The 12,381-nt window shown below is 65.0% G+C and carries 14 protein-coding genes; all 14 read left to right on the plus strand.

Annotated elements, in window-relative coordinates; genetic code table 11:
- The first annotated feature begins 14 nt into the window (after positions 1–14).
- The gene (locus J5F18_RS01335) at positions 15–803 is read left to right on the plus strand and encodes a transporter substrate-binding domain-containing protein (protein WP_346300569.1); all 789 of its coding nucleotides are present in this window, start codon (positions 15–17) and stop codon (positions 801–803) included.
- Between the two features lie 112 nt (positions 804–915).
- Positions 916–1,587, plus strand: a complete 672-nt coding sequence (locus J5F18_RS01340; RefSeq protein WP_346300570.1) for an amino acid ABC transporter permease — start codon at positions 916–918, stop codon at positions 1,585–1,587.
- Positions 1,588–1,619: 32 nt separating this feature from the next.
- Positions 1,620–2,387 (plus strand): amino acid ABC transporter ATP-binding protein, encoded by a 768-nt coding sequence (locus tag J5F18_RS01345; protein WP_346300571.1) that lies wholly within the window; start codon positions 1,620–1,622, stop codon positions 2,385–2,387.
- 531 nt (positions 2,388–2,918) lie between these two features.
- Positions 2,919–4,823 (plus strand): tRNA uridine-5-carboxymethylaminomethyl(34) synthesis enzyme MnmG, encoded by a 1,905-nt coding sequence (gene mnmG, locus J5F18_RS01350; RefSeq protein WP_346300572.1) that lies wholly within the window; start codon positions 2,919–2,921, stop codon positions 4,821–4,823.
- A complete protein-coding gene (gene rsmG, locus J5F18_RS01355; RefSeq protein WP_346300573.1) occupies positions 4,820–5,470 on the plus strand; it encodes a 16S rRNA (guanine(527)-N(7))-methyltransferase RsmG in 651 nt (216 codons plus the stop codon). Before mnmG ends, rsmG begins: the two co-directional genes overlap by 4 nt.
- 31 nt (positions 5,471–5,501) lie before the next feature.
- Positions 5,502–6,272 (plus strand): ParA family protein, encoded by a 771-nt coding sequence (locus J5F18_RS01360; RefSeq protein ID WP_346300574.1) that lies wholly within the window; start codon positions 5,502–5,504, stop codon positions 6,270–6,272.
- A 49-nt stretch (positions 6,273–6,321) separates the two neighbouring features.
- On the plus strand, positions 6,322–7,236 hold the full coding sequence (locus J5F18_RS01365) for a ParB/RepB/Spo0J family partition protein (RefSeq protein WP_346300575.1): 915 nt from the start codon (positions 6,322–6,324) through the stop codon (positions 7,234–7,236).
- Positions 7,237–7,440: 204 nt separating this feature from the next.
- On the plus strand, positions 7,441–7,848 hold the full coding sequence (locus tag J5F18_RS01370) for an ATP synthase subunit I (RefSeq protein WP_346300576.1): 408 nt from the start codon (positions 7,441–7,443) through the stop codon (positions 7,846–7,848).
- Positions 7,849–7,860: 12 nt separating this feature from the next.
- Positions 7,861–8,688: a F0F1 ATP synthase subunit A gene (gene atpB, locus J5F18_RS01375; RefSeq protein ID WP_346300577.1), complete on the plus strand. Its 828-nt coding sequence runs from the start codon at positions 7,861–7,863 to the stop codon at positions 8,686–8,688.
- Between the two features lie 67 nt (positions 8,689–8,755).
- Positions 8,756–8,983, plus strand: coding sequence for a F0F1 ATP synthase subunit C (gene atpE, locus J5F18_RS01380; protein ID WP_346300578.1), 228 nt, complete (start codon positions 8,756–8,758; stop codon positions 8,981–8,983).
- A 72-nt stretch (positions 8,984–9,055) separates the two neighbouring features.
- Positions 9,056–9,526 (plus strand): F0F1 ATP synthase subunit B, encoded by a 471-nt coding sequence (locus tag J5F18_RS01385; protein ID WP_346300579.1) that lies wholly within the window; start codon positions 9,056–9,058, stop codon positions 9,524–9,526.
- Between the two features lie 11 nt (positions 9,527–9,537).
- A complete protein-coding gene (locus tag J5F18_RS01390; protein WP_346300580.1) occupies positions 9,538–10,074 on the plus strand; it encodes a F0F1 ATP synthase subunit delta in 537 nt (178 codons plus the stop codon).
- Between the two features lie 16 nt (positions 10,075–10,090).
- Entirely contained in the window at positions 10,091–11,635 is a 1,545-nt protein-coding gene (atpA, locus tag J5F18_RS01395) for a F0F1 ATP synthase subunit alpha (RefSeq protein WP_346300581.1), read from the plus strand.
- 71 nt (positions 11,636–11,706) lie between these two features.
- On the plus strand, positions 11,707–12,381 hold a 675-nt coding region (atpG, locus tag J5F18_RS01400; RefSeq protein ID WP_346300582.1), incomplete at its 3' end, for an ATP synthase F1 subunit gamma.

The following is a 12,381-nucleotide window of genomic DNA, read 5'->3' on the forward strand; positions in this document are numbered from 1 at the left end:
TAACGGGGAATCTCATGACAAGATCAACTTGCGCTTCACCCTTCCTGAAGCAATCCGCACTGGCCGCCACCCTGGCGCTGGGCCTCGGCCTGGCCGGTTCGGCGCTGGCCGATACGCCTCGCGTCAATGTGGTGACCGACCCCAGCTTCGTGCCCTTCGAGATGATGGATCCCGAGACCGGCGAGATGATCGGCTTCGACATGGATATCATCAACGAGGTCGCCGAGCGCGCCGGCTTCGAGGTCAACCTGACCACCATGGAGTTCGCCGGCATCATTCCGGCCGTGCAGACCGGCAGCCAGGAGATCGCCATCGCCGGGGTGACCATCACCGAGGAGCGCGCCCAGATCGTCGACTTCTCGGACCCCTACTACGACTCCGGCCTGCAGATCATCGTGCGCGCCGACAACGACAGCGTCGAGGCCATCGAGGATCTCGAGGGCCTGTCCATCGCCACCCGCATCGGCTCCACCAGCTACGACTTCCTCCAGGAACAGCTGGGGAATAGCGCCAACATCGTGCCCTATCCGGGCAACAGCGACATGTACATGGCGCTGCTCGGCCGCAACGTCGACGCCGCCTTCTACGATGCGCCCAACGTCAACTACTTCGCCCAGACCCGCGGCGAGGGCCGCACCAAGGTGGTCGGGCCGCTCTACGAAGGCCAGCAGTACGGCATCGTCTTCCACAAGGGCAGCCAGTGGGTCGAGCCGGTCAACGAGGCCCTGGCCGAGATGCGCGAGGACGGCACCTACGCCGAGATCTACGAGAAGTGGTTCGGCGAGGCGCCCTCGGACGACTGAGCCTCAGCGCGCCCCGAATCCTCACCTTGACGAGACGACGAGCTGACCAGCGGGGCCGGGCGGTGTGACCGCCCGGCCCCGCCTCGATGCCCGCCATCGCGGAGAAACGCCCATGGACGTGACCTTTCAATTCGACTGGGCGGCGGCGTTCCGCTCCATCCCCCACCTGCTGCCCGGCATTCCCTGGACCCTACTGATCTCCTTCGGCGGGCTGGCCATCGGTTTCATCATCGGCATCGTCTTCGGGCTGATGCGCATCAGTCCGTCGCGTCTGCTGCGTCTGCCGGCGATCCTCTACATCGAGGTGTTTCGCGGCACCCCCATCCTGGTCCAGGTGCTGTTCATCTTCTACGGCCTGCCCCAGCTGCTCGGCGGCCCCATCAACGCCCTCACCGCCGGTATCGCCGCCATCGCGGTCAATTCCGGCGCCTACATCTCGGAGGTGGTACGCGGCGGCGTGCAGTCCATCGAGCGCGGCCAGCGCGAGGCGGCGCTGTCGCTGGGCCTCTCCCGCACCCAGGCCTTCCGCTACGTGATCTGGCCCCAGGCCTTCCGGCGCATGATCCCGCCGCTGGGCAACCAGGGCATCATCAGCATCAAGGACACCTCGCTGTTCTCGGTGATCGGCGTGGGCGAGCTGGTCCGCCAGGGCCAGATCTACATCGCCACCACCTTCACCGCCCTGGAGGTCTACTTCATGGTGGCCATGATGTATCTCGCCATCACCTGGACCCTGTCGCTGCTGCTGCGCCAGCTCGAGCGCCGCGGCCTGGTCGGCCAGTGAAGGGGGCAACAATGAACAAGGGGAGCCAACGCATGACACAGAACGCGACCACGACCGCTCCCATCGTACGCATGGAGAAGGTCAACAAGCACTTCGGCAGCCTACATGTGCTCCAGGACATCGACCTCGAGGTCACGCCCGGCGAGGTGGTGGTGATCATCGGCGCCAGTGGCTCCGGCAAGTCGACGCTGATCCGCTGCATCAACGGCCTGGAGCAGTTCCAGGCGGGCCATATCGAGGTGGATGGCAACGAGCTGCTGCCCGACGGCAAGAGCGGCCGCGCCCTGCAGCGCATCCGCACCGAGGTCGGGATGGTGTTCCAGCAGTTCAACCTCTTTCCCCACCTCAGCGTGTTGGACAACGTGATCCTGGCGCCCATGAAGGTGCGCGGCTGGAGCCGCGCCGACGCCGTGGAGACCGCCGAGCGGCTGCTGGCACGGGTCGGCATCAGCGACCAGGCCGCCAAGTACCCCAGCCAGCTCTCCGGCGGCCAGCAGCAGCGCGTGGCCCTGGCCCGTGCCCTGGCCATGGAGCCACGCCTGATGCTGTTCGACGAGCCCACCTCGGCGCTGGACCCGGAGATGATCGGCGAGGTGCTCGACGCCATGCGCGAGCTGGCCCACGAAGGCATGACCATGATCATCGTCACCCATGAAATGGGGTTCGCCCGCGAGGTCGCCGACCGGGTGATCTACATCCACAAGGGCGAGATCGCCGAGCAGGCACCACCACAGCAGATCTTCGATCGCCCCGCCGATGAGCGCACCCGCAGCTTCCTGGCCCGGGTCCTCAAGCACTGATCCCGGCTTCACCGATACCAGGACGGCCCTGTCGGCAGCGACGGGGCCGTTTTTTTGCCTGTGGACAAAAGTGCGAGGCGAGAGTGGCGAAACAGCGCTAACCGGCGGTCAGGCCTGGGGTTCGGGATAAGTCTCGTGGTTGTTCACAGGCGCGTGCACAAGCCCGGTAGCCAGCGGTGGACAAGGCGTGTAACGCTGCCGCTGTGGGCAAGTCGCCACACCATCCACAGGCTGCAGACTGGCTGTACGCAGGCGGTCATCCGCTTGTCCCGCCAGTAGTCAACAGTACAAGTTATTGATATATAATAGAGAAAATCACTTATCCACGAGATTTTTCCACACCAGCAGTTACAACCACAGCAGAACTTCTCTCTTTATATACTGATTATTACTGTTAGGAAGGAAGGTAGATTCCTTGAGAGGTGGGACGGTGTGGAAAACCCTGACGATTACCCACAAGGTGTTTATACTGGCGGGCTGATTTCACCCCCTTGAAGGAATGACGGCGCCCCGGCGCCAATGAGGTGCACCTTGGATTACCCCGACCGCTTTGACGTCATCGTCATCGGCGGTGGCCATGCGGGAACCGAAGCCGCTCTGGCCTCCGCCCGCATGGGCTGTCAGACCCTGCTGTTGACCCACAACATCGAGACCCTGGGCCAGATGTCCTGCAATCCCGCCATCGGCGGGATCGGCAAGAGCCATCTGGTCAAGGAGATCGATGCGCTTGGTGGCGCCATGGCCCTGGCCACCGACTTCGGCGGTATCCAGTTCCGCGTGCTCAATGCGCGTAAAGGACCCGCGGTTCGGGCCACCCGGGCCCAGGCGGATCGGGTACGCTACAAGGCGGCGATCCGCGGCCTGCTGGAGAACCAGCCCAACCTGACCCTCTTCCAGCAGGCCGCCGGCGATCTGATCGTCGAGGGCGACACCGTGCGTGGCGTGGTCACCGAGATCGGTATCCGTTTTCATGCCGAGTGCGTGGTGCTGTGCACCGGCACCTTCCTCGGTGGGGTGATCCATATCGGCCTCGAGCAGAGCCGCGGCGGGCGCGCCGGCGACCCGCCTTCCAACCGGCTCGCCGAGCGCCTGAGGGCCCTGCCGTTCCGGGTCGACCGCCTCAAGACCGGCACGCCGCCGCGGCTGGATGCGCGCAGCCTCGATTTCTCGCAGCTCGAGGAGCAGCCCGGCGATACGCCGACGCCAGTGATGTCCTTCCTGGGCCACCGCCAGCAGCACCCTCGTCAGGTCAGCTGCCATATCGCCCATACCAATGCGCGCACCCACGAGATCATCTTCGCCAACCTTGACCGCTCGCCCATGTACTCCGGAGTGATCGAGGGGGTGGGACCCCGCTACTGCCCCTCCATCGAGGACAAGGTGCACCGCTTCGCCGACAAGTCGAGCCACCAGGTGTTCATCGAGCCCGAGGGCCTGGATACCCATGAGCTCTACCCCAACGGTATCTCCACCTCGCTGCCCTTCGACGTGCAACTTGAGGTGGTGCGATCGATCAAGGGGCTCGAGAACGCCCATATCACCCGGCCCGGTTACGCCATCGAGTACGATTTCTTTGATCCGCGAGACCTCAGGCACTCGCTGGAGACGAAATTTATCCACAACCTCTTCTTCGCCGGGCAGATCAACGGCACTACCGGTTACGAGGAGGCCGGCGCCCAGGGCCTGCTGGCCGGGCTCAACGCCGCTCGCCGGGCCAAGGGGCTGGAGGCGTGGTGGCCGCGCCGCGACGAGGCCTATCTCGGGGTGCTGGTGGACGACCTGATCACCCTGGGTACCAAGGAGCCCTACCGCATGTTCACCTCCCGGGCCGAGTACCGCCTGCTGCTGCGCGAGGACAACGCCGACCTGCGCCTGACCGAGGCCGGCCGCGAGCTCGGCCTGGTGAACGAGCGCCGCTGGGCTGCCTTCAGCGCGAAGCGCGAGGCGATCGAGGCCGAGCGTGTGCGACTCATGACCAGTTGGGTGCAGCCCGGCAGCGCGGCCGCCGCGGAGGTGGCCGAGAAGACCGGCAAGGCGCTTTCCCGGGAGTACAGTCTGATGGACTTGCTCAAGCGCCCGGAGCTCGGCTACGCCGACCTGGCTGAGCTGCCCGGCCTCCCGGGGGTGGCGGTGAGCGACGAGAGAGTCGCCGAGCAGGTGCAGATCCAGGCCAAGTACCAGGGCTATATCGACCGCCAGCAGGAGGAGATCGACAAGCTCAAGCGCCATGAGGCCACGCCGCTGCCAGCGGATCTTGACTATGCCCGGGTCGAGGGGCTCTCCCACGAGATTCGCCAGAAGCTGGCCGAGGCGCGTCCCGCGACCCTGGCCCAGGCCTCACGAATCTCCGGGGTGACGCCGGCGGCGGTTTCGCTCCTGCTGATCCACCTCAAGAAGCGCCGCCTGCTCGATGAGCACAGGGCGGCCCGCGCATGACGGGAGTGGATCCGGCGGTCGAGGCACGCCTCGACCAGGGACTAGAACGCCTGGGGATCGCCGTGGACGCCGAGCAGCGGCAACGCCTGCTGGGCCTGGTCGCCCTGTTGCACAAGTGGAACCGCGCCTATAACCTCACCGCGGTACGCTCGCCCGAGGAGATGGTGGCCCGCCACCTGCTCGACAGTGCCGCCGTGCTGCCCTTCGTGAAGGGACCCTCCCTACTCGACGTGGGGGCCGGCCCCGGCTTTCCCGGGCTGGTGCTGGCGATTCTTCGGCCGGAGCTCGCCGTCAGCCTTCTCGACAGCAACGGCAAGAAGGTACGCTTCCAGCGCCAGGCGGTGATGGAGCTGGGCCTGACCAACGTCACCCCGGTGCAGGCCCGGGTTGAGGCCTTCGACGGGCAGTTCGACCAGGTGATCTCGCGGGCCTTCGCCAGCCTCGGCGACTTCGTCGCCCTGACCCTGCCGCTGGTGGCGCCCGATGGACAGTGGCTGGCCATGAAGGGCCCGGCGGTGGCGGAGGAACTGGACGGCGTGACCTCAGGCGTGGTCCCGGTCGCCCGGCACGCCCTGGAGGTCCCCTTCGAGGTCGGCAGTCGGCTGCTGGTGGTCCTCGAGCGGGTAGACGATGCCCCGTGCCCATGACAACCCGAGTTTCCCAGCAAGGGAGTTGCCCGTGACCAAGATCATCGCCTTGACCAACCAGAAGGGTGGCGTCGGCAAGACCACCACTGCGGTCAACCTCGCCGCCAGCCTGGCGGCCCTCGACCGTCGCGTGCTGCTGGTAGACCTCGATCCCCAAGGCCATGCCACCATGGGCAGTGGCATCGACAAGTACGAGCTGGACGGCAGCGTGCTGGACGTGCTGCTCGGGGATCGCGGCGCCACCGAGGTGATCCTCGACTGCCCTGTGGCGGGTTACGCGCTGCTTCCGGGCAACGGCGACCTCACCGCCGCCGAGGTGGCCCTGCTCGACCGCGAGGCCGGCCGCGAGCGCTGCCTGGATCGGGCTCTGGGTGACGTGTCCGGCGAGTATGACGTGGTACTGATCGACTGTCCGCCGTCGCTCAACATGCTCACCGTCAACGGCTTGACCGCCGCCAACGGCGTGCTGATCCCCCTGCAATGCGAGTTCTATGCCCTGGAAGGGCTCTCGGCGCTGCTCGATACCGTCGAGCAGATCAAGGACAGCGTGAACCCGGAGCTTGAGGTCTATGGCATCCTGCGCACCATGTTCGACGCCCGCAACAGCCTCACACGGGATGTTACCAAGCAGCTGCGCGACTACTTCGGTGACACCCTGCTCAAGGCCACCATTCCGCGCAACGTGCGGGTAGCCGAGGCGCCGAGTCACGGCCTGCCGGTGACCAAGTATGCCCGCTTCTCGCGGGGCAGCCAGGCCCATCGGGTACTGGCCAAGGAACTGATCCGTCGGCTGTCGCTGTGACGATGCCTGTCGCACCCAAGCCGTAACTGCTGTAGATGAGGGACTGTCGATGACGCGTAAACGCGCCCTGGGACGTGGACTGGATGCCCTGATCGGGGCAGGCGCCCGTCGCCGCGAGAGCCTGGACCTGCCCGAGGTCGATATCGAGGGGGAAGAGGAGACGCCGTTGGCCCAGGCCCCGGATGCCGGCGATCGTCTCGAGCGCCTGCCGCTGAGCCAGCTGACCCGCGGCAAGTACCAGCCGCGTCGCGACATCCAGCCCGAGGCCCTCGAGGAGCTGGCCGATTCGATTCGCGCCCAGGGCGTGATGCAGCCCATCGTGGTGAGGCCCATCGACGAGCAGCGCTACGAGATCATCGCCGGCGAGCGTCGCTGGCGGGCTGCCCTGCTGGCCGAGCTGGACACCATTCCGGCGGTGATCCGCGAGGTCAGCGACGAGGTGGCCCTGGCCTTGGCGCTGATCGAAAACATCCAGCGCGAGAATCTCAATCCGGTGGAGGAGGCGCTGGCCCTGAAGCGCCTGCTGGAGGAATTCGCGCTGACCCAGCAGCAGGTGGCCGATGCCGTGGGCAGATCCCGCGCCCAAGTGGCCAACCTGCTACGGTTGCTGGCCCTGGATCCCGAGGTGCAGACCTTGCTGGAGCGCGGTGACCTGGACATGGGCCACGCCCGCGCCCTGCTGGCGCTCTCCGGGGCGAAGCAGCGCCGGGCGGCCCACGAGGTGGTCAACAAGGACCTCACAGTGCGCGATACAGAGGCACTGGTGAAGCGACTGCTGAGCGGGGAGCCGAAGCCGGCCGAGAAGCCACCGGCAAGCCCCGACGTGACGCGCCTGGAGACCCGCCTCGGCGAGCTGCTCGGGGCCCCGGTGACGATCCAGCACGGCCGCGGCGGGAAGGGGCGGCTGACCATCCGCTACACCAGTCTCGACGAGCTCGACGGTATCCTCGAGCACATTCGCTAAACGGTAGGCACCCCCGTTGCTCCGGGCTGTCGACAATTCCTGCATCTTTGGTCGCAAGAAGTGCATTGGAGCGGGAAATTCGACAGGGCGTCGGTTGAAGCCGTGATAGCCCTTCCCTATAATCCGCCGGTGTTTGCCTGAATGACTGGTGTGGCAGCAGCGGTGAAGGCGGCCCCCGGAGTCAGGGGCCAGGATGTCGACAGGATGCACAGAGCCACCGCCAAGGCGACGCGCCGACAACTGGATTTCACGCGGCTGTTCCTGGCCCAGGGCCTGGCGGTCTTGCTGGTGGCCCTGCTGGGACTCTGGCGCGCGGGAGCTCCCGGCGCGGTATCGGCCCTGCTGGGTGGCCTGGTCAGCCTGCTGCCATCGCTCTACTTCGTGTGGCGGGGGTTGCGCAGTCGCGGCGGCAAGCGAGTGCGGGTCAACGTACTCAATCTCTACCAGGCGGCGATGGGCAAGTTCGGTTTGACGGTGGTGCTGTTCGTGATGGTGTTCGTCACAGTGCCCCCCTCAAACCCGGCTTTATTCTTTGGCGCATATGTGGCGGCTCAACTCATGCACTGGCTGACACCCTGGCTGATGCGTGAGCGGTCGACCCCCCGAACCTGAGGTAAGCAGCGTATGGCAGCAGATAACGAAATATCGGCCATTTATTACATACAGCACCACCTCCAGAACCTGACCTTCGGCTACCACCCTCAGAACGGCTGGTCACTGGCCAGTACGTCCGCCGAGGCCACCGAGATGGGCTTCTGGGCCATCCATCTGGATACCATGGGCTGGTCGATCGCCATGGGCGTGCTGTTCCTCTGGCTGTTCCGCAAGGCCGGCCAGATGGCCACGACCGGGGTTCCCGGCGGGCTGCAGAACGGTGTCGAGATGGTCATCGAGTTTATCGAGAACCTCACCCGCTCCACCTTCCACGGCAAGAATCCGCATATCGCGCCCCTGGCGCTGACGCTGTTCATCTGGATCCTGCTGATGAACAGCCTCAAGATCCTGCCGGTCGACTACTTCCCCGAGATGTTCGGTCGCCTGGGCTTTGAATACATGAAGATCGTGCCGACCACCGACGTCAATGCCACCCTGGGCATGGCCTTCGGCGTGTTCTGCCTGATCGTCTACTACAGCTGCAAGGTCAAGGGCGTGGGCGGCTTCGCCAAGGAGCTCTCGCTGACGCCGTTCAACCACTGGTCGCTGATTCCCTTCAACCTGGTCCTCGAGGTGGTCGGCCTCATCGTCAAGCCGATCAGCCTGGGCCTGCGTCTCTTCGGCAACATGTTTGCCGGCGAGGTGATCTTCATCCTGATTGCCCTGCTGCCGTTCTGGGCCATCTGGGTGCTGGACGTGCCGTGGGCGATCTTCCACATCCTGGTGGTATCGCTGCAGGCCTTCATCTTCACGACGCTGTCCATCGTGTACCTGAGCGCCGCACACGAGCACCACTGAGAACCGAGCAACGCTTCACCAAACCAACCCCTAAACCCTTGTTATTCAAACTATCAGGAGTATTACCATGGAAATCGTCTACCTTGCTGCTGCCATCATCATCAGCGTCAGCGCCCTGGCTACCGGTCTCGGCTTCGCCCTGCTGGGTGGCAAGCTGCTCGAGTCCACCGCTCGCCAGCCGGAGCTGGGTGACCAGCTGCAGACCCGTACCTTCATCATGGCCGGTCTGCTCGACGCCGTGCCGATGATCGGCGTTGGTATCGCGATGTACCTGATCTTCGTCGTCGCCGGTTAACGACAGCACCGAGCGCCCCGCGCTCGGTTTGCTTGTTTCCGGTCGCCACGAACCTGTCAGAGGTACAGTCCTGTGAATATCAACATGACGCTGATCGGGCAGACGATCGCCTTCGCGATCTTTGTCTGGTTCTGCATAAAGTACGTGTGGCCGCCGATCAGTTCCGCGCTCCACGCGCGCCAGAAGAAGATCGCCGACGGCCTCGACGCGGCAAGCCGTGCCTCTCGTGACCTCGAGCTCGCCCAGGAGCAGGCCGCCCAGACCCTGCGCGAGAGCAAGGAGCAGTCCTCCCAGATCCTCGAACAGGCCAACAAGCGTGCCTCTCAGATGATCGAGGAGGCTCGCGAGCAGGCCCGCGCCGAAGGCGAGCGCCTGGTTGCCAGCGCCCGCTCCGAGATCGAGCAGGAAATCCATCGCGCCAAGGAAGAGCTTCGCGCCCAGGTATCGCGTCTTGCGGTCACCGGTGCCGAGCGGGTCCTGGAAGCCTCCATCGACGAGAAGGCACACCGCAAGCTGCTCGACAAGCTTGCCGCCGAACTGTGAGGAGGTGATCCATGGCGGAACAGTCTACCGTCGCGCGGCCCTATGCCAAGGCGGCGTTCGAGTACGCACGCGATCACCAGGCGCTGGACGCCTGGTCCGAGATGCTGGGCACCCTGGGCCAGGTCATGGCCAGCCGGGACGTCCAGGCGCTCGTTGCCAGTCCGAAGCTCACCGCCGAGAAGAAGGTGGCGCTACTGGTCGAGGTGGCCGACATCAAGGTGGGCGACGCCGAGCGTCGCTACCTCGATGAGCTGGCCGACCAGCGTCGTCTGCCGACGCTGGCCGCCATCGCCGGGCAGTTCGAGCAGCTGCGTGCCGACCACGAGCAGCGCATCGACGTGACCGTGGTCTCGGCCTTCAAGCTCGACGCCAAGCAGCAGCAGAAGCTCGCCGGTGCGCTCAAGAAGCGCCTCAATCGCGAAATCTCCATTACCACTCAGGTGGATCCCGGGCTTATCGGGGGCGTGATCCTGCGCGCCGGCGACACCGTCATCGACGGGTCGGTGCGCGGTCGACTGAACCGCCTCGCCGAAGCCCTTACCGCCTGAGTCTGAGGGACATGGCATGCAGCAACTGAATCCTTCCGAGATCAGCGACATCATCAAGCAGCGTATCGAGAAGCTTGACGTCGCATCCGAAGCCCGTAACCAGGGCACCATCGTCAGCGTTTCCGACGGCATCGTGAAGATCCACGGGCTCGAGGACGCGATGTTCGGTGAGATGATCGAATTCCCCGGCAGCATCTTTGGCATGGTGCTCAACCTGGAGCGTGACTCCGTGGGCGCCGTGGTGCTGGGCGACTACCTGCAGCTGGAAGAGGGCATGACCGCCAGCTGTACCGGTCGCATCCTCGAGGTGCCGGTGGGCCCCGAGCTGAAGGGCCGCGTGGTGGATGCCCTGGGCAACCCGATCGACGGCAAGGGCGACATCAACGCCCAGCTCACCGACGCGGTGGAAAAGGTCGCCCCGGGCGTCATCACCCGTCAGTCGGTCGACCAGCCGATCCAGACCGGCTTCAAGTCCATCGACGCCATGGTGCCGATCGGCCGCGGCCAGCGTGAGCTGATCATCGGCGATCGCCAGATCGGCAAGTCGGCCATCGCCATCGATGCGATCATCAACCAGAAGGGCAAGGGCGTCACCTGTGTGTACGTCGCCATTGGCCAGAAGCAGTCCACCATCGCCAACGTGGTGCGCAAGCTCGAAGAGCATGGCGCCATGGAGCACACCATCGTGGTCGCCGCCGGCGCCGCCGACCCGGCCCCGATGCAGTTCCTGGCCCCCTACGCCGGCTGCACTATGGGCGAGTACTTCCGCGACCGCGGCGAAGACGCCCTGATCGTCTACGACGACCTCACCAAGCAGGCTTGGGCCTACCGTCAGGTCTCCCTGCTGCTGCGTCGTCCGCCGGGCCGTGAAGCCTACCCGGGTGACGTCTTCTACCTGCACTCCCGCCTGCTGGAGCGCGCGGCACGGGTCAACGTGGAGTACGTCGAGAAGTTCACGGGCGGCGAGGTGAAGGGCAAGACCGGCTCGCTGACCGCGCTGCCGATCATCGAGACCCAGGGCGGCGACGTCTCCGCCTTCGTGCCGACCAACGTGATCTCCATCACCGACGGCCAGATCTTCCTCGAGACCGACCTGTTCAACTCGGGCATCCGTCCGGCCATCAACGCCGGTCTGTCGGTCTCCCGTGTGGGCGGCTCGGCCCAGACCAAGATCATCAAGAAGCTCGGCGGCGGCGTGCGCCTGGCCCTCGCCCAGTACCGCGAACTGGCGGCCTTCTCCCAGTTTGCCTCCGATCTGGACGAGTCCACCCGCAAGCAGCTGGAGCATGGTCAGCGCGTCACCGAGCTGATGAAGCAGAAGCAGTACTCGCCGCTCTCCGTGGCCGAGATGGGCGTGTCGCTGTATGCCGCCAACGAGGGCCATCTGGATGATGTCGACGTGAGCAAGGTGCTGGACTTCGAGCGTGCCCTGCACGACTACATGAAGTCCGAGCATGCCGAGCTGCTCGACAAGATCAACGAGACCGGCGACTACAGCGACGAGATCCAGCAAGGGCTGAAAGCGGGTCTCGAGAAGTTCAAGGCCACTCAGAGCTGGTAATCCCGCTGGCCCGTCCCGCCTTAGGGGCGGGCCCAGGAGCTTTCTGAGGGCCACGAACGGAGTAGATCGCTATGGCAGCTGCAAAAGAGATACGCACCCAGATCGGGAGCATCAAGAACACGCAGAAGATCACCAGCGCCATGGAAATGGTCGCTGCGTCGAAGATGCGTAAGGCACAAGATCTGATGAAGGCCGGCCAGCCTTATGCCCGCCAGATCCGCAACGTCGTGAGCCATATCGCCGACGCCAACCCCGAGTACAAGCACGATTACATGATCGATCGCGAGGTCAAGCGGGTGGGCTATATCGTGGTCTCCACCGATCGCGGCCTGTGCGGTGGCCTGAACGTCAACCTGTTCAAGGCCGTGCTAAGGGATGCCAAGGCGTGGCGCGACGAGGGGGCGGAGCTCGACTTCTGCGCCCTGGGCAAGAAGGCCAGCGGCTTCTTCAAAAGCTATGGGGGCAACCTGGTGGCGGCGAAGAGCGGCCTGGGCGAATCGCCCGAGGTCGAAGGGCTGATCGGTAGCGTCAAGGTCATGCTGGATGCCTATGACGAGGGCCGATTGGATCGGCTGTTCGTGGTGTATAACGAGTTCATCAACACCATGACCCAACAGCCGGTGGTCCGTCAGCTGTTGCCCCTGTCCCCGGACATGGGGGCGGAATCGCATCATGAGGAACACAAACGTCCCGGAAGCTGGGACTACCTGTATGAGCCGGATGCCAAGGCGCTGCTGGATGGTCTG

It is taken from the genome of Halomonas sp. BM-2019 (genome assembly GCF_017584085.1).